This window comes from Streptantibioticus rubrisoli (genome assembly GCF_024436055.1).
In the GTDB taxonomy this organism is placed as follows: domain Bacteria; phylum Actinomycetota; class Actinomycetes; order Streptomycetales; family Streptomycetaceae; genus Streptantibioticus_A; species Streptantibioticus_A rubrisoli.
Window position 1 is genome coordinate 281,647 of record NZ_JANFNH010000004.1, and the last position, 17,489, is coordinate 299,135.

Sequence of the window (17,489 nt, forward strand, 5' to 3'; positions counted from 1 at the left end):
GCGGCGCCCTCGGTTCCGACCGAGGGCGCCGTTGTCTTGCGCGCCGGATCAGTCGCCCGTGGACGGGTGGATCACCACGTCGTCCGCCCTGACGTAGGCGATCCGGTGGCCGAACTGGATCTCGTAGTAGAACACCTTGCCGCGCACCCAGGTCTGCCTGGACCGGTCGAAGGACGGTGAGAAGAGGTACTCGCCGCGCATCCAGTCGCCGATCACATACCGCTGGCCAGCGGGTAGCGCGTACTGCAGCGGCACTAGCTGCTGCGCGGTGACGCCCCGCGGGTACGCGGACGGCTCCGGAAAGGCCCGGCCGTACACCGGGACCGAGGGGCGGCCGGGCTTCGGGGTGACCACCCAGCCGCGTCTGCCGATCGCCACGGGGGCGCTGTGCGGGTTGTGGAGCCACGCCTTCTGGCCCAGGTACCAGATGGCCGTCCAGTCGCCGCGCTGGTCGGCCACCGCGAACTGCTGCCCGGTTGAGGCGCGGGCTCCGGTGTCGTTCACGCCGGTCGTGGAGTCACCGTTCGGGTGCAGCCCGACGTCCCTGACCAGCGGCGCGGTCTCGCTGGGCGCGCTGTGGAGCCGGACCGCCCCGGAACCGTGCGGCGCGCACGACAGGTCCCTGCCGCCGCAGTCGGTGAAGAACGGCTGGTTGGCCTCGTAGTCCGGGTCGATCACCACCAGCCCGCCGCCCGCGCCGGGAGACGGCTGGAACGGCACGCCCATCAGCTCGAAGTAGTGCGCCCAGTCCCAGTACGGACCCGGATCGGTGTGCATGGTCGCGACGGTGGACGGCTCGGTGCCCGGCACGTTGTCATGGCCCAGGATGTGCTGACGGTCCAGCGGGATCCGGTACTTGTGCGCCAGGTACCGCACCAGGCGGGCCGAGGTGCGGTACATCGCCTCGGTGTACCAGGCGTCCGGATCGGCCAGGAACCCCTCGTGTTCGACGCCGATCGACTTGGAGTTGACGTACCAGTTGCCCGAGTGCCAGCCCACGTCCTTGGTGCTCATGTGCTCCGCGATGTGGCCGTCGAAGGAGCGCACGGTGTAGTGCCACCCCAGGTAGCGCGGGTCCGACACCAGCTTGAGCGTGGTGTCCCAGGTGCCCTCGGTGTCATGGATGACGATGTAGTCCACCGAGGAGTCGTGCGGCCGGTTGGTCACATCGTGGTTGCCGTAGTCGTTGGCGTCCGGCCCGTACCGGGCGTAGGGCGCCGGGACCCACTCGCAGGCCACCAACTGCGGGCACTCGGTGTTCCTGGCGTCCGCGGTGCGCAGGCCCAGTTTGGCGGCCTGCTTGGGATCGGGCTTGACGTTCGGCTGGGCGGCCAGCGTGAGGTGCTGGCCGCTGTCGGTGGTACGGGACGCGCCGTCGTGGATGGTCTGGAAGACATCGGTCGCGAAGTTCACCGCGGTGGCCGTGTCATCGGCGCCCGAGTAGCGGGCCACCGCGCCGAACCAGGCGGACGGACCGGCGCTCAGCGGCTGGCCGAGCGCCTGCTGGTAGTAGGCCAGCAGCGCCGCGCCGCCCGCGATGTTGGCGGCCGGATCGGTGCGCAGCCGGTCGTCGGGCAGCCCGGTCAGCTGGGCCGCCTGGTCGGCGGTCCGCAACGACGGGGGCAGCACCCGGTCCTGGGGCAGTGTGACGGTGCCGGGGCTCAGCCGGGAGCGGGCGGGGTCACCACGGGTGTCGCCCGCCGCGTCACCGTCGGTGCGGTAGCGGGACTGGGCGATCGCGGTACGGGCGTCGGTCAGGTGCATGGGGCCGTAGCCGCCGCTGACGCTGGGCCGCCCGGCATGAGCGTCCCAGCGCGACTCCAGATACGAGACGCCGAGCAGCACGCTCAGCGGTACGTGGTACTGCTGTGCGGCCTGGGCGAAGGCCTGCTGGAGCGGCTCGGGGCGCGGTGGGGTGGTGGCGTCGACCCGTGGGGCCGCGCAGAACACCGGGAGCAGTGCGGCGGCGGTGGCCACGGACAGCAGCGTGGGCCATGGGCCACGGCGTCCGGGGTGTGGGGATGCGGAGCCTCGCAAAGCAGCCTCCCTGGGTCTGGCGCGTTCCACATGGGCGGAGTCACAGGCGTACCGGCTGTCTGATGGTCAGTCAAACATCCGTGCTCTCGGTGTTTCCGCTGGTCCAGGACGGCTGATGGGCACGTCAATGCCCGTGCCGGGGGTTTCCCGGCACGGGCATTCACGCCCGCACGGCTTCGGCGGGCCAGCCTTCGATGCCCGGATTTTGGGCCGTCCGGATGACGCTGTCCGGGGGACGCGGGAGGGCTGCGGTGGTGTGCTTCGCGCGATGTGGCGCCGGGTGGTTCAGCGGGTGCCCACGGCTGCCCGTACCGCGCGGCGGGCCATCCCGCAGTCGTCGTGGAGGCGGCGCAGCAGGAGCCGTTGCTCCTCACCAGCCTCGGCTGCGCCCGGGGCGGCCGGGCCGGTGCCGTGCATGGAGCGCTGTACCGCCGTCTCGTAGGTGCGGATCTCCCGGGTCAGCACCAGCATCAGGTTCACCAGGAAGGCGTCCCGCCACGCGGGTCCGGCGGACTGGGCGAGCTGGCTGATGTGACGCCGCGTCACCGGATCGTCGCCCAGCACCGACCACAGCACCGCCAGGTCGTACCCCGGCAGGTACCAGCCGGCGTGCTCCCAGTCCACCAGGACCGGGCCGGTCGGCGAGAGCAGCACGTTGGAGAGCAGGGCATCGCCATGGCAGAACTGCCAGGGGCCGTGGCCGCCGAAGTCCCGGGCCAGGCCGCGTAGCAGCTTCTGCAGGTCGCCCAGGTCGCGGTCGGTGAGCAGCCCGAGCTCATGGAAGCGCGCGAGCCGGGTGCCGTACTCAAGGGGGCGTTTGAATGCGTCGGCGGGCGGCTGCCACTGGTTGATCCGGCAGATGGCGCCGAGCGCGGCTCGTATGTCGGCGCGCGGCGGGGCCTCGACGGGATGCCGCTGGAGCGCCGCGACCCGGCCGGGCATCCGTTCCATCACCAGGGTGCAGCTGTCCGGATCGGCGGCGACCAGGCGCGGCACCCGGACCGGGGGGCGGTGCCGGACGAACGTCCGGTACGCCGCTATCTCCTGCCTGAACTGCTTCTGCCATACCGGCGAGTGGTCCAGCAGGCACTTGGCGACGGCCGGGCTGCGCCCCGCCGTGCCCACCAGGAGCACCGAGCGGCTGGTGCGCCGCATCACCTGCGCCGGGGTGAACTCCGGGCAGATCCTTTGGACGGAGGCGATCGCCGAGCGCAGCGGCGCGCCCTGGGGGCCGGTCACATCGAGCCTCCCGCTGAGCGGGTGGGAGGCCGCGGCCGGAATGCCGCGCGGCCGCCCGGCGCCACGGCCCGCCGCGGCCGCGTACGAGGGGTCCAGGAACGGCTCGGTGGAGGCGGCCCGGGGGCGCGCCACGAGGCCTGGCCCACGCGGGGCGAGCGGCCGGGGTGGGGCGGACACGGAGGACGATGCTGAGTACATGGGGTGGTAACAGATCCCTTCGTGTGCCTGGGGAATGCTTCTGGCTCGTTGGGGGCGGCACTCATCGGTTCGGCGCAAGCCGGCCCGGCGGGTTCCCCAACCGGCCTCCGCACCCTGGGGGAATGCGGCTGCCGGGCGCCAACTCGGCGCACGCCGGTACCCAACGCACCGGTACCCAACGAACTGACAGGCGAGCTGACAGGCGAACTGAGAGGGCACCGGCGCCCGAGCACCCGCGCTCCGGATGGGCCGGGGAGGCGCGTTCCTACATCACACCCATCCGCGGGTGGTGAACCACGTAGCGGACCCTGGCGGACCCTGGCGAATACTCCCAGGGCGTTCCTTCGGCCACTACTGTCAACTGTGCCGAGGAACCTGGGGGCTTGACGTGACCAAGGAAGCCAACACCCGTCTCGCGGATCTGTTCGGACTCACCGGCTGGTCCAAAGGCGAGCTCGCGAGGATGGTCAACAGGCAGGCGGCCGCGATGGGCCACCCGCAACTGTCGACGGACACCTCCCGTGTGCGCCGCTGGATCGAGACCGGTGAGACGCCGCGCGATCCGGTGCCGAAAGTGCTGGCCGCCCTGTTCACCGAGCGCCTCGGCCGTGTCGTGACCATCGAGGATCTCGGGTTCCGCCGTCCCCGCCGACGCGGGGGTGATCCGCAGGCAGCCGAAAGCCTGCCGTGGCCACCGGAGCGAACCGCAGCGGTCCTCACCGAATTCACGGGAATGGACCTTATGCTCAACCGACGCGGTCTGGTGGGCGCGGGCGCCGCGCTCGCCGCAGGCTCTGCACTGAGTAGCGCCATGTACGAGTGGCTGCACACCGACCCTGCCCTGTCAGCCGACGCCCCCGTATTCGACGACCCCCTGCACGCCGCCAAGGCCACCACCGCGGGCTATGACCGCTATGAGGCGGCGCCCGTGGGCTCCGAGGAGATCGAGGCGCTGGAGCATTCCGTGGAGGTGTTCCGCGCCTGGGACGCCTCACGCGGCGGAGGACTCCAGCGCAAGGCGGTCGTCGGACAGCTCAACGAGGTGGGGGGCATGCTCTCCTACCGTCATCCGGCCCATCTGCAACGCCGGTTGTGGGGGGTGGCGGCCAACCTGGCGTGTCTGGCCGGGTGGATGTCGCACGACGTGGGGTTGGAGCCCACCGCCCAGAAGTACTTCGTGATCGCCGCGCACGCGGCCCGCGAAGGCGGTGACCGGCCCCGGGCCGGTGAGGCGATGTCCCGCGCCGCCCGCCAGATGGTCCATCTGGGCCGCCCGGACGACGCGTTGGACCTGATGAAGCTCGCCCAGTCCGGCTCGGGCGAACAGGCCCTGCCACGCACCCGCGCCATGCTCCAGACCATCGAGGCCTGGGCGCTGGCGGCCAAGGGACGCGGCCAGGCGATGCGGCGCACACTGGGCCAGGCCGAGGACCTGTTCGTCTCCGACAAGGGCGATGTACCGCCGCCGTGCTGGATGCAGAACTTCGACGAGGCCGATCTGCACGGCATGCAGGCCCTGGCGTTCCGCACGCTCGCCGAGCACGATCCATCGGCCGCGCTGCCCGCGCAACACCACGCCCAGCAGGCACTGGAGTTGCGCAGGGCGGGGCACGAGCGGTCCCGGATCTTCGACTACATCTCCATGGCCTCGGCCTGCTTCATCGCCGACGACCCGGAGCAGGCCGACCGTTACGCCCGGCTCGCGCTGCTCAGCATCGGCCAGACGTCGTCCCACCGCACCTGGGACCGGCTGCGTGAGATGTACCGGCTGACCGGGCGGTACGCCACGTACCCGACGATCCAGGAACTGCGCGACGAGATCCGCACCCTGTTGCCGAAGAAGCCCGGGACAAAGGACGGCACCGCCAGCGTGTAGCGCTACCGGCGGCGTCGCCGACCCACGCCGACAGGGGCGGAAACGCCGGTCCATTAGCGTCTCAAGGGATTCGTCTCAACGGAATTCAGGGCCAGCTAACAGGAGCCAGCCAACAACAGGAGCCTGCTAACAGCAGAACAGCACCTACAAGATCCGGGCGACCAGCACGCAGGCGTCGTGCTCGCGCTCCGGGCTGCCCAGCTGTTCGACGACCGCACGCACGCACTCCTGCGCGCTGCGGGCCTCGGCGAACCGTGGCCCGAGGTCGAGCAGTTGGCTCGCGGCGGTGTCCTGCGCCGAGCCGCGCGGCGCGAGTCCGTCGGTGTGCAGCACCAACAGGTCGCCCGGAAGCAGGTGTTCGGTGCGCTGACCGTACGAGGCGTTCGGGGCGGCGCCCAGCAGCATGCCCTCTGGAGCCGTCAGATCGCGCCCCGTCCCGTCGCGGAACAGCAGCGGGGCGGGGTGCCCGGCCTGGGCCCAGGTCAGGGTGCGCCGCTGGCCGTCGTAGCGGCAGCACAGCGCGCTGCCCAGGGCAGGCTGTGCCGAGCGGTCCACCACCTCGTTGAGCCGGGCCAGCAACTCGCCTGGTTCCAGGCCGACGAGTGCCAGACCGCGCACCGCGCCCAGCAGCATCGCCATGCCCGAAGTCGCCGCCACCCCATGGCCGATGAGGTCGCCGACCGTCAACAGGGTGGACCCGTCGGCGAGTTCCATGGCGTCGTACCAGTCGCCGCCGATCAGCGCGCTGCTGCCGGACGGCAGGTAGTGCGCGGCCAGGTCGAGGGCGTGGCTCTCGCCGTCGGGCGGGAACCGCAGGGAGCCGCGCCACGGCGGGAGTACGGCTTCCTGCAGTTCGACCGCCAGCCGGTGCTCGGTCTGCGCCACCTCGCGCTGGCGTCGCAGCGAGTCACGGGTCTCGCGCAACGCCCGTTGGCTGCGGCGCAGTTCGCTGACGTCCCGTAGCACCGCCCACATCGAGGCGGTGGAGCCGTCGGCGTCGAGCACCGGCTCGCCCACCATGTGCACCGTGCGCACCGAGCCGTCCGGGCGCACGATGCGGAACTCGCCGTTGATCGGCTTGCCGTCCACCAGGCAGCCGGTGACCATCGCGGTGAGCGTCTGCTGGTCCTCCGCGAACAGCCAGGACGGGAGTTCGTCCAGGGTGAGCGGGCCGTCCGCCTTGGTCCTGCCGAAGATCGAGTACAGCTCGTCGGACCAGGTCACCGTGTCGGTCAACAGGTCCCATTCGGCGCTGCCCGCCCGGCCGAGCGCGCGCACCTGCCGGGCGGCGGGCGGGGGTTGCTCCCCGGGGACGGGCGGCGCGGCCGTCGCATACGCGGCACCGGCCGCGCCGCCACCATCCTCCCGCAGCCCTTCCTTGAGCTGGCCCAGGTGTTCGCCGAGGTCGTCCAGATGGTGCACGGCGAGATCGCACAGCGCCCGCTGCCAACGGCTGTGCGCGTCATCGTCGTCAAGACCGGGTTCACGTCGGACGGCGTCCACCTGGCCGCGCAACTGGCGCGCCTGCGAGATGAGCGCGTCGAGCGTGCCGGGGTCAGGCGGTGGTGCTGCGGCGTGGTCCGCATGCAGATGGGACGGCATGACTGTCTCCGAACGTACTCAGATACAGACGTCAGCTGCGGGCGCGAGGCGGCATGAGAGCTTCTGGTCGGCCCAAAGAGTCAGTGACGACTGTTGCACAGTGAGCGATCGTCCGTAAGGGGTTCCGCAATACCCGATCCGGTGGTGCTTGTGGCATATCCCAGAGGCGACCCGGTCGTTCCTGGTCAGCGCGGTGCACCAGGGAGATCGTACGGGCGCACTCCGGGTAAGCTGCGGCGCTCGTACCCGTGCGCAATCCGCACCGCGTTCCAGGCATGACGCCTGCGTCCGGCGGTAAGGATGCCGGGCACCAACAGGGAAATCCCGTTGCCACCGTAACCCTCCGTACCGGATGCTGACCTCATGTTCGACCCCGACATAGCGCCCAGCGGCACCCTTCTCGGCCTCCTCCAGCGGGGGCGCGGGGACGGGACGCTGCATGCCCTCGCGGAGCAGCGCGGCGAGGCCCTCGCCGCGCTGGAGCAGTGTGTGCTGAGCGACCCGCGCCGCGACTGGCAGGTCGAGTCGCGCTCGCTGTACTACGCGCGGCTCTACTCGGAGCTGGAGGGCGGGCTCGAGGGGATCGAGCAGCACCTGTTCCACCCGGACGACCTCCTCGACACCGAGGAGCAGCGCACCGGGCTCGCCCTGTCGGTGCTCGGCCACCTCGCCGGATACGGCCGCCGGGACGCGCTGCGGCTGCTGCGCGAGTACGCGGCCCGCGGCGCCAACTGGAACTGGGCGCTGGACGAGCTGGCGCTGCGGGACGACGACGCGGGGCTGACCGCCCTGGCGCCCGCGATCCTCGGCCGCTTCCCGCGCGGTGCGCAGGGCGACGCGGCGCTGGCCCGTGCGCTGCGCGAGGCGTACGAACCGCGGCCGTGGCGGCTGTGGGCGGAGGATCCGGTGCACGGTGCGCGGGTGCGCGCTGCCCAGGAGCAGGGCTCGTTCGACCGCTGGCAGCGGCAGCTGCGACCGGCCGGTCCGGCGCCCGGCTGGAGCGTGCGGGACGTACTGGAGTGGGCCCAGCAGGGGCTGGACAGCGTCCCGGCGCAGCACCGGGACGCGCCCGCCGCCCGCTGCCTGGCCGCCGTCGCCGGGCCGGAGGACCGCGCCGAGCTGCTGCGGGCCGCCCGCCGGGGGCCGGAGGCGGCTCGGGCCGCCGCGCTGCGGCACCTCGCCGGTCGGCAGGACCCCGATGCCCTCGGGCTGATAGAGGCCGCCGCCGGTGACCCCTCGCCGGTCGTCTCACGCGCCGCGCTGGAGTCCTTCACGCGCATGCGCAGCGCCGCCGCGGTCGAACGGGCCCGCCGCTGGGCCGAGCGCGAGGACGAACTGGGCACCGCCGCCGCCCAGATGCTCGCCGTCCTGGGCACCGCCGAGGACGCTTCGCGTGTGTTGGCCGCGCTGCGGCGTACCGTGCGGATCTCCGGCGCCGCCGCCGAGGGCCTCGCCGTGCTGGTGGAGGGAGCGGGGCGGCTGTCGATCGGCTGCGCCGCACCCGTGGTGCGGCACGTCTACCGGGAGACGCCGTCCTCGCATCTGCGCGGCTGCGCGGCGCGGACGTTGGCGGTGATCGATCCGTCGTTCGCGGACGGGTTCGCCATCGAGTGCCTCTGGGACTGTGAGGAGTCCACCCGCGAGCTGGCGGCGCGGCACGCGGCGACCGGGGACGTGCGGGTGCTCGCCCAGTTGCGGCGGCTGGCCGCCGATCCGGCCGAGGAGGCGGACGTGCAGAGCGCTGTGCGCGGCAGGTTGAGCACCACGAGTGCTTCCGTTGTGCGGCAACGCTCCGCGTAGGGCGGTTCGGTTGGGGTTTGTTTGTCACGGTTGCGGTGGGTTTCGCTGTCGCCGGGCTCCGCCGCTGTGGGTGCTCGCGGTTGCGGCGGATCCATCGTGCGGCAAGCCCCCAAGCCCTGATCGAGCCCCCAAGCCCTGATCGAGCCCTCAAGCCCTGATCGAGCCCTCAAGCCCTGATCGAGCCCTCAAGCTTCATCAGGTCTTCAAGCCCCTGATCGATTAGGGGAGGACCTTCGACCCCCGGCGACACGATCCGGCCGGGATGGCCAGAAGCTCACGGAACGTTTCCCCCTGGGAAAGATCGACGTGGCCGCCGCATCTTCGCGGGCGCCGAGAACCGCAGTATGCGAGTCGCCCTCGTCACCGAATCCTTCCCGCCTGATGTCAACGGCGTCGCACACTGCGCCCTACGGACCGCGGAACACCTCGTCGCCCGCGGTCATGCCCCCCTCGTCATCGCCCCCACCGCACCCGCCCGGGACCGGGCCGCCGAGGCGGACACCACCGCGCCCTGCCCGGTGGTGCGCGTGCCGTCCCTCCCGCTGCCCGGCTACCGGCAGGTGCGAGTCGCCCTGCCCGGCCGCCGGGTGGCGGCCGCGATCGCCGCGCACCGCGCCCAACTCGTCCATCTGGCCAGCCCGTTCGTGATCGGGGCGCACGGCGTGGCCGGAGCCGCCCGGCTGGGGCTGCCCTGCGTCGCGGTCTACCAGACCGACCTCGGCGGCTACGCCCGCGCCTACCTGGGCATCGGCGAGGCCGCCGCCTGGCACCGGCTGCGCACCCTGCACACCGCGGCCGACCGCACCCTGGCACCGTCCACCGCCTCGGTGGCCGACCTGGAGCGGCACGGCATCCCCCGGGTCCACCTGTGGCCGCGAGGGGTGGACGCGGTCCGCTTCCACCCCGCCCACCGCGACCCGGCGCTGCGCCGGGAGCTGGCGCCGAACGGCGAGGTGCTGGTCGGCTACGTCGGCCGGCTGGCACCGGAGAAGCGGGTCGAACTGCTCGCCGGGGCGGCCGAACTGCCGGGGGTGCGACTGGTCGTCGTCGGCGACGGACCGAGCGCCGCGCACCTGCGCTCCGCCCTGCCGTCCGCGGTCTTCCTCGGCCGACGTACCGGTGATGAACTCGCCCGGATCTACGCCTCGTTGGACGTCTTCGCGCACACCGGCCCGATGGAGACGTTCTGCCAGACCGTGCAGGAGGCGATGGCCAGCGGGATACCGGTGGTCGCCCCGGCGGCGGGCGGCCCGCTGGACTTGGTCAGCCCGGGCCGCACCGGACTGCTGGTGCCGCCCGGCGACCGGGACGCGCTGCGGGCCGCGGTACGGCGGCTCGCCGGTGCGCCGCGGCTGCGCGCCGCGTACGGCCTGGCCGGGCGGGAGGCGGTGGCCGGGCGCTCGTGGGCTGCCGTCGGCGACCTGCTGGTCGGCCACTACGAGCAGGTGCTCGCCGAACGGCTCGCGGCCTCGGCGGTGGCGGCATGACCGGGGAAGGGCTGCGCATCGTGCGGCTGGCAAACTTCGTCACCCCGGTCTCCGGCGGCCTGCGCACCGCGCTGCGGCACCTGGGCGCCGGGTACCTGGCGGCCGGGCACGAGCCGGTGCTGATCGTGCCGGGCCCCGCGTACCGCGACGAGCTGACCGATCAGGGCCGGGTGATCACCCTGCCGGGGCCGGTGGTGCCCGGCTCCGGCGGCTACCGGGTGCTGGTCGACCGCCGGGCGGTGGCGCGGCAGCTGGCCGCCTTGCGCCCCGACCGGCTAGAGGTCTCCGACCGTACGACGCTGCGCTGGACGGGCGCCTGGGCCAGGCGGCGCCGGGTGCCCGCGGTGATGGTCTCGCACGAGAGCGCCGACGGTGTGCTGCGCATGTGGGGCCTGCCGGAGCCGGTCGCCCGCGGCGCCGCCGACCGGCTCAACTCCCGTACCGCGCACGCCTTCTCCCGGGTGGTGTGCACGACGCGGTGGGCGGCGGCGGAGTTCGAGCGGATCGGGGCCCGCAACGTGGTGCACGCGCCGCTCGGGGTGGACCTGACCGCCTGCCGTCCGTCCGCGGGCGGTGAGCACGTCCGCTGCCACTACGCCTGGCCGGAGCAGGTGCTGTTGGCGATGTGCGTGCGGCTGTCGGTGGAGAAGCGGCCCGGCCGGGCGCTGGACGCGCTCGCCGCGCTGCGGGCGCGCGGCACGCACGCCGTGCTGACGATCGCCGGGGACGGCCCGCTGCGCGGCCAGTTGGAGCAGCGCGCACACCGCGAGGGACTGCCGGTGCGCTTCCTGGGCCACGTGGCGCGCAAGGAGGTGCTGTACGGGCTGATGGCCAGCGCGGACGTGGTGCTGGCGCCCGGTCCGGTGGAGACCTTCGGGTTGGCCGCGTTGGAGGCGCTGGCCTGCGGCACGCCGGTGGTGGTCAGCGAGTCCTCCGCGCTGCCCTCGGTGGTCGGGGACGCGGGCCGGGCGGCCCGGGACGACGGTGCGGCGTTCGCCGACGCGGTGGACGAGTTGCTGGCGGTGCCCGAGGCGCGGCGCAGGGCGGCGGCCAGGGCCCGTGCCGAGCGGTTCGGTTGGCCCGCCGCGGTGGCGGCGTTCCTGGCGGCGCACGAGGCCGCGCACGGTGCGGTACCCGGGCGGCGGGAGCGGGAGGACGTGCGATGAGCGGGCGCGAGGGGATACGGTTCGCGGCGCTGGGCGACTCGCTCACCGAAGGCCTCGGGGACCCGGTGCCGGGCGGCTGGCGCGGCTGGGCCGCACTGCTCGCCGAGGGCATCGGCGCGGCGGAGTACCTCAACTGCGCGCGCAGCGGCGCCCTGACCGCCGATGTGGCCACCGACCAGCTCACCGCGGCACGCGCGTTCCGGCCGCACCTCGCGGCGGTGGTCGCGGGCGCCAACGACACGCTGCGCGGCTCGTTCGACATCACCGCGGTCGCCGCCCAACTGGACGCCGCGCTGGGCGCCTTGGCCGCCGACGGGGTGACCGCGCTGACCGCGTGCTTGCCGGACCCGGGCTGGATGCTCGGACTGCCGTGGCCGCTGGCCCGCCCGCTGGGGCGGCGGATGCGCGCGGTCAACCATGTCGTGCACGCGCTGTCCCGGCGGTACGGGGCGGTGCACCTGCACGCGGCCGAGCACCCGTGGGTCGCCGACCGCGCCTGCTGGAGCGTGGACCGGCTGCACCCCAGCGAGTTGGGACACCGGATGCTGGCGTTCGAGTTCCACGCGCTGCTGGCCGAACGCGGGCTGGCGGCGGGGGAGCCACCGAGCACCACCCCCGACGGCCCGCCGCCCGGCCGGGCCGCCAGCGCCTGGTGGATGGCCACCCGGGGCACCGGCTGGGTGCTGGACCGGTGCACGGACCTGCTGCCCGACCTGTTGCGGCTGGCCGCGGCCGAGTGCCGTCACCGCGCCGCGGGCTCCCCCGCCGTCCTCGACGAGGCCGCCCACCGTGCCGCTGTGGCCGCCGTGGCCGCGCTGGCACCGGCCCGGTCGGCTGGTGCGGGTCGCGCGGGTGTGCCGGGTTCCGCTTGTGCGCCGGGGGAGTCCTACGGGGTGGCGTCGGTGCCTGGGTAGCGGTGATAGCGGTGATAGCGGTGATTGTGGGGTAGTTGGGTGTCGTTGCCCGCTTGGTGGTGGCGAGTGACGGTCATCGTCCGGCGGGTGGGTGTGCTGCCGGTGGGTGAGAGTGCCCCTTGGTGCGCCGTGGCCGCGTTGGCACCGGCCCGGTCGACTGGTGCGGTTGGCGCGGGCGTCCCGGGTGCCGATTGTGCGCCGGGGGCGAGCGGTGGCCGTCGGTGGACGAGGCGCCGGGAATGTGCCGCCCGGCCTGTTGCGGCTGGCGGTGGCCGAAACGCTGTTATCGGGCCTCGCGGCTGGCGGTGGCCGAAACGCCGTTGTCGGGCAGCGGGTGTCGCGCCACTGGATCAGATGGCGTGTCGCCGTGCGGCAGCGGCCCTCGCGGCGGCCCGGTTCACCGGTACGAACCGCACCGGCGTCCCCGGCGCCGCCTGTGCGGCCGGGGCCAGGCAGTCCTGCGGGACGACGCCGATCACCGGATAGCCGCCGGTCGTCGGATGGTCGGCGAGGAAGATCACCGGGCGGCCGTCCGGCGGTATTTGGACCGCGCCCAACACCATGCCCTCGCTGGGAAGTTCACCGCCCCTGGCGCGCGGCAGCGCGGGCCCCTGCGTGCGCAGGCCGATGCGGTTGCTCGCCGGGCTGACGGTGTACCCGCCCGCCGCGAGGATCCGCAGCGCGTCCGGGGCGAACCAGTCGGCGCGTGGCCCGGGCACCAGTGGAACCACAAGTTCCGTAGGCGGTCCGGGACATGGCGCGGCGTCCACCGCCGCCGAAGGGCCGTACGGCGCGCCGACCGGCAGCCGCTCACCGTCCCGTAGCGGCCCCGGGCCGAGCCCGGACAGCAGGTCGGCGGAGCGGCTGCCGAGCACCGGCGCGGTGCGCACCCCACCGGCGAACGCCAGATAGGCGCGCAACCCCGCGGTCACCCCTCCGAGTTCGAGCACCGCCCCCGCGGGCACCCGCACCGGCGCACCCCAGGCGACCGGGCGGCCGTCCACCCGTACCGGGCAGGGCGCGCCGGTGACCGCCGCGACCACGGGGCAACCGGCCCGTACCGCACAGCCGTTGACCGTGGTCTCCAGGGTCGCGGCGTGCTCCGGGTTGCCCACCAGCCGGTTGGCCAGCCGGTGCGCGGGTTGGTCCAGGGCGCCCGCCCGGCCCACCCCGAGGTGGGCGTATCCGCGACGCCCCAGGTCCTGCACGGTGGTCAGCGCTCCGGCGCGCACCACCTCCACGTAGCGCGCGGTCATGGTCCCACCCGGGTGAAGCGCACCTGGGCGCCGGGGGTGAGCAGGGCCGCCGGTTCACGGGCCGGGTCCCACAGCCTGGCGTCGGTGCTGCCGACGATCTGCCAGCCGCCGGGGGAGGAGCGCGGGTAGACACCCGCGTAGGGACCGGCCAGTGCGACCGAACCGGCGGGCACGCTGGTGCGCGGAGTGGCCCGGCGCGGTGTGTGGTAGCGGCCGGGCAGTCCGCTCAAGTAGCCGAACCCGGGGGCGAACCCGGTGAACGCCACCCGGAACACGATCCCGCCGAGCACCTTCGGCACGGCATCCGGGGAAACCTGCCACAGGGCGGCCACCTCCGCCAGGTCGGGCCCGTCGTAGCGGACCGGTAGCTCCACCACCGCCCCCTCGCGCGGTGGCAGGTGCGGGATCGGTGTGCGGGCCAACTCCTCGGCCAGGGCCTCGGGTTCGGCCAGTCCGTCCAGCAGTACGGTGCGGGCGCCGGGAACGATCTCGCGGACCGGTGGCAGTTGCCCGGCCGCCCGACGGCGCAGCAACTCGGTGTGGAACGCCTCGGTCGCCTCCTCGCTGGGCAGCTCGACCAGCAGCGCGTGCGCGCCGACCAGCAGCGGGCGCGGCGCGGTCATGCGAACGCCCCCAACTCCACGCCCGCCGCCAGCAGTTCGCTTCTGACCCGGGCGGCCAGCGCGGCGGCACCCGGTGTGTCACCGTGCAGGCACAGCGAGCGCGCCCGCACCGCGACCGGCGCACCGCTGACCGACCGCACCGAGCCGTGCCGGGCGATGCCCAGGGACCGCTCCACGATGGCGTCCGGATCCAGCAGCACGGCGCCCGGCTCGCGGCGCGGCACCAGCGTGCCCCGGCCGGTGTAGGCGCGGTCGGCGAACGCCTCGGGGACGGCGGTCAGCCCGGCGCTGCGCGCGGCGGCCAGCAGTTGGGAGCCGGGCAGCCCGAGCACCGGCAGGCCGCCCGCGAGTTGGACGCCCTCGACCACGGCGGCGGCCTGCTCGGCGTCGGACACCGTGCGGTTGTAGAGGGCGCCGTGCGGTTTGACGTAGGCGACGCGGGCGCCCGCGGCCCGCGCGAAGACCTCCAACGCGCCTATCTGGTAGGCGACTTCGGCGGCCAGCTCCTCCGGCGGCACGTCCATCGCGCGCCGCCCGAAACCGGCCAGGTCGCGGTAGGAGACCTGGGCGCCGATCCGCACCCCGCGCTCGGCGGCCAGCGCGCACACCCTGCGCATGGTGGCCGGATCGCCCGCGTGGTAGCCGCAGGCGACGTTGGCGCTGGTGACGGCGGACAGCAGCGCCTCGTCGTCGGTCAGCGGCCAGCGCCCGAAGCCCTCGCCCAGGTCGGCGTTGAGGTCGATGACGGGGGCGGTCATCCGGCGTCCTGCCGCATCCGGGCCACGATCAGCTCCCGTGCGTCGTCCAGGTAGCGGACCAACTCGGCCTCGGCGCGGTCGGTCCGGTCGGTCGTGAGCAGGTCCGCGATCCGCCGGTTGCGGCGCAGGAACGGTTCATGGAGCGCGCGCGGGTCGTCCATCACGGCGAACGCCAGCCGCAGTTCCGCGAGCAGGCCCGCGAGGTAGGCGTCGATCCGCTCGCTGCCGGTCAGCGCGCCGATGGCGCGGTGGAAGCCTAGGTCGGCGTCGGCGACCGCGGCCCAGTCGCCGTCGCGTGCCGCCGACTCGCCCGCGGCCACCGCCTCGTTGACGGCGGCCAACCGGCCGGACCCGGTCGCGGACCGTACGCCCGCGGTCTCCAGGGCGCGGCGGGTGAGGTAGATGTCGGCGACGTCCTCGGGGCCGAGGCTGCGCACGAAGACGCCGCGGTTCATCTCGTGCACCACCAGGCGCTCATGGGCCAGCACCCGGAACGCCTCGCGCAGGGTGTTGCGGGAGACGCCCAGGGCGCCGCCGAGTGCCTCCTCGGACAGTCGGGTGCCGGAGCGCAGCGCGCCCGCGGCGATCCGGTCGCGCAGCAGGTCGGTGACCCGCCGCACGGTGCTGGACCGGCCGAGCAGCAGGCGGTCGGCGGCGAACTCCCCGAGCAGATCAGGGGGTGAGCTGTCCATGGTGTCCCTCCCGCGGAATCACGAGACACATATCGTGCATGACTCTTGTGGAATTGTTCAACAACCTTCTAGCCTCCTCGCTATCTCCCCACAGCCGGTGGGGACCGAGCGCGGAAGGCGGACGGATGCTCGCTCTGCTCGGCGTGCTCGTGGTGGTCCTCGGATTCGCCACGAAACGCAATCCCCTGCTCGTCGTCGGTGTGGCGGGCGTCGTCACCGGCCTGCTCGGCGGCCTCAGTCCGCGCGCGGTGCTGGCCGACTTCGGCACCGGCTTCGCCGCCAGCCGCTCGGTGAGCATCTTCGTGATCACCCTGCCGGTGATCGGCCTGCTGGAGCGGTACGGCCTGCGGGAGCAGGCACGCGCGCTCATCGCCCGGTTCGCCGCGCTGACCACCGGCCGCTTCCTGGCGCTCTACCTGATCCTGCGTCAACTCACCGCCGCCGTGGGCCTGACGACCCTCGGCGGCCCCGCGCAGACGGTACGGCCGATGGTCGCGCCCATGGCGGAGGGCGCCGCGGAGCGCAGATACGGCACGCTGCCCGAGCGGACCCGGGAGCGGATCCGGTCCTTCGCCACGAGCGCCGACAACGTCGGTCTGTTCTTCGGCGAGGACTGCTTCCTCGCGGTCGGCTCGATCCTGCTGATCACCGGATTCGTCAACACCACGTACAAGACCCATCTGGAGCCGCTGGATCTCGCGCTGTGGGCGATACCGACCGCGGCCTGCGCCTTCGTGATCCACGGCGCCCGGCTGCTGCGCCTGGACCGCTGTCTGGAGCGTGAACTGGCCGCCGCCGGGGCGGCGTTGACCCGCGAGGAGGCCGCCGCGTGATCAAGGCGGAGTGGTTCTACTGGCTGGTGGGCGCCGTCTTCCTGGCCATGGCCGGGCAGATGTTCAGGGACCGTACCAACCCCAGGCGCCTGGGCACCGCGGCGTTCTGGGGCCTGGTCGGCGCCGCGTTCATCTACAGCACCTGGGTGGCGAACAAGACCGCGCCCGCCGAACCGCTCGGTGCCGCCGTGCTGGTCATGGTCTGCCTGGCCGGATTCGGCCGCACCGGGCGCGGTACCGCACCGACCGCCTCCGCCGAGCGGCGCGCGGCCTCGGCGGCCCGGCTCGGCAACCGGCTGTTCGTCCCGGCGCTGACCATTCCCCTGGTGGCGATGGTGTGCGCGGTGGTGGTCAAGGGCTGGCACATCGGGCGAACACCGGTGCTGCAGACGGGCAGCGAGACGATCCTGGGGCTCGGCATCGGCACCATCGTGGCGCTGGTCGTGGCCATGGTGATGGTCGGTGAACGGCGACCCACCGCGCCGCTGCACGCGGGGCGCGGACTGCTGGAGACGATGGGCTACGTCCTGCTGCTGCCCCAACTGCTGGCCACCCTCGGCTCGATCTTCCAGGCGTCCGGAGTGGGCGCTTCGGTGGGCAAGCTCACCGAACACGTCCTGCCGCACGGGCAGACCTATCTGGCGGTCATCGTCTACTGCGTCGGCATGGCCGTGTTCACCGTCATCATGGGCAACGGCTTCGCCGCCTTCCCGGTGCTCACCGCGGCCGTCGGCTGGCCGGTGCTGGTCCAACAGGCGCACGGCAAGCCAGCGGTGGTACTGGCGGCCGGGATGCTCGCGGGGTTCTGCGGCACGCTGTGCACACCGATGGCCGCCAACTACAACCTGGTACCGGCCACGTTGCTGGAGCTGAAGGACCAGTACGGGCCGATCAGGGCCCAGATCCCCACCGCGGTCGCGCTGTTGGCCTGCAACATCGTCATCATCTCGGCCTTCGCGTTCTGAACGCGCGCCGCGAGCGTCCCGCGCGCCGAGACCCGGTCCCTCC

At 73.4% G+C, this 17,489-nt stretch carries 14 protein-coding genes; 7 read left to right on the plus strand and 7 right to left on the minus strand.

Features of this window, described 5'->3' with window-relative positions; genetic code table 11:
• Positions 1 to 48: 48 nt before the first annotated feature.
• Both NON19_RS07840 and NON19_RS07845 read right to left on the minus strand, forming a co-directional pair.
• Complete coding sequence (locus tag NON19_RS07840; protein WP_372514033.1) at positions 49 to 1,983, minus strand: N-acetylmuramoyl-L-alanine amidase; 1,935 nt, start codon at positions 1,981 to 1,983, stop codon at positions 49 to 51.
• Positions 1,984 to 2,322: 339 nt separating this feature from the next.
• Complete coding sequence (locus NON19_RS07845) at positions 2,323 to 3,474, minus strand: aminoglycoside phosphotransferase family protein (protein ID WP_255925928.1); 1,152 nt, start codon at positions 3,472 to 3,474, stop codon at positions 2,323 to 2,325.
• Between the two features lie 388 nt (positions 3,475 to 3,862).
• On the opposite strand from NON19_RS07845, the gene NON19_RS07850 reads away from it, so the two are divergent.
• On the plus strand, positions 3,863 to 5,350 hold the full coding sequence (locus NON19_RS07850) for a DNA-binding protein NsdB (protein WP_255925929.1): 1,488 nt from the start codon (positions 3,863 to 3,865) through the stop codon (positions 5,348 to 5,350).
• 144 nt (positions 5,351 to 5,494) lie between these two features.
• Here the strand turns inward: NON19_RS07850 and NON19_RS07855 are convergent, their stop codons facing one another.
• Positions 5,495 to 6,952, minus strand: a complete 1,458-nt coding sequence (locus NON19_RS07855) for a PP2C family protein-serine/threonine phosphatase (protein ID WP_255925930.1) — start codon at positions 6,950 to 6,952, stop codon at positions 5,495 to 5,497.
• 363 nt (positions 6,953 to 7,315) lie between these two features.
• Here NON19_RS07855 and NON19_RS07860 point away from each other — a divergent pair, with 363 nt between their 5' ends.
• From NON19_RS07860 to NON19_RS07875, 4 genes are all read left to right on the plus strand, one after another.
• Complete coding sequence (locus NON19_RS07860) at positions 7,316 to 8,752, plus strand: HEAT repeat domain-containing protein (protein ID WP_255925931.1); 1,437 nt, start codon at positions 7,316 to 7,318, stop codon at positions 8,750 to 8,752.
• Between the two features lie 344 nt (positions 8,753 to 9,096).
• Positions 9,097 to 10,239 carry a glycosyltransferase family 4 protein gene (locus NON19_RS07865; RefSeq protein ID WP_255925932.1) on the plus strand — a complete coding sequence of 381 codons (1,143 nt, stop codon included), beginning with the start codon at positions 9,097 to 9,099 and terminating at the stop codon, positions 10,237 to 10,239.
• Positions 10,236 to 11,405 carry a glycosyltransferase gene (locus NON19_RS07870; protein ID WP_255925933.1) on the plus strand — a complete coding sequence of 390 codons (1,170 nt, stop codon included), beginning with the start codon at positions 10,236 to 10,238 and terminating at the stop codon, positions 11,403 to 11,405. The genes NON19_RS07865 and NON19_RS07870 overlap by 4 nt, the downstream gene beginning before the upstream one ends.
• Positions 11,402 to 12,319, plus strand: coding sequence for an SGNH/GDSL hydrolase family protein (locus NON19_RS07875; RefSeq protein WP_255925934.1), 918 nt, complete (start codon positions 11,402 to 11,404; stop codon positions 12,317 to 12,319). Before NON19_RS07870 ends, NON19_RS07875 begins: the two co-directional genes overlap by 4 nt.
• A gap of 350 nt (positions 12,320 to 12,669) precedes the next feature.
• Here the strand turns inward: NON19_RS07875 and NON19_RS07880 are convergent, their stop codons facing one another.
• From NON19_RS07880 to NON19_RS07895, 4 genes are read right to left on the minus strand one after another with little or no spacing between them, the layout of a single operon-like run.
• Complete coding sequence (locus NON19_RS07880; protein WP_255925935.1) at positions 12,670 to 13,575, minus strand: 5-oxoprolinase subunit C family protein; 906 nt, start codon at positions 13,573 to 13,575, stop codon at positions 12,670 to 12,672.
• Complete coding sequence (locus NON19_RS07885) at positions 13,572 to 14,198, minus strand: 5-oxoprolinase subunit B family protein (RefSeq protein ID WP_255925936.1); 627 nt, start codon at positions 14,196 to 14,198, stop codon at positions 13,572 to 13,574. The genes NON19_RS07880 and NON19_RS07885 overlap by 4 nt, the downstream gene beginning before the upstream one ends.
• Positions 14,195 to 14,956, minus strand: coding sequence for a LamB/YcsF family protein (locus tag NON19_RS07890; protein ID WP_255925937.1), 762 nt, complete (start codon positions 14,954 to 14,956; stop codon positions 14,195 to 14,197). Before NON19_RS07890 ends, NON19_RS07885 begins: the two co-directional genes overlap by 4 nt.
• Positions 14,953 to 15,648 (minus strand): GntR family transcriptional regulator, encoded by a 696-nt coding sequence (locus NON19_RS07895; protein ID WP_255925938.1) that lies wholly within the window; start codon positions 15,646 to 15,648, stop codon positions 14,953 to 14,955. Before NON19_RS07895 ends, NON19_RS07890 begins: the two co-directional genes overlap by 4 nt.
• 125 nt (positions 15,649 to 15,773) lie before the next feature.
• Here NON19_RS07895 and NON19_RS07900 point away from each other — a divergent pair, with 125 nt between their 5' ends.
• Together NON19_RS07900 and NON19_RS07905 are read left to right on the plus strand one after the other, a co-directional pair.
• Positions 15,774 to 16,481 carry a DUF969 domain-containing protein gene (locus NON19_RS07900; RefSeq protein ID WP_255925939.1) on the plus strand — a complete coding sequence of 236 codons (708 nt, stop codon included), beginning with the start codon at positions 15,774 to 15,776 and terminating at the stop codon, positions 16,479 to 16,481.
• Positions 16,478 to 17,446: a DUF979 domain-containing protein gene (locus NON19_RS07905; RefSeq protein WP_255925940.1), complete on the plus strand. Its 969-nt coding sequence runs from the start codon at positions 16,478 to 16,480 to the stop codon at positions 17,444 to 17,446. Before NON19_RS07900 ends, NON19_RS07905 begins: the two co-directional genes overlap by 4 nt.
• Positions 17,447 to 17,489 lie beyond the last annotated feature (43 nt).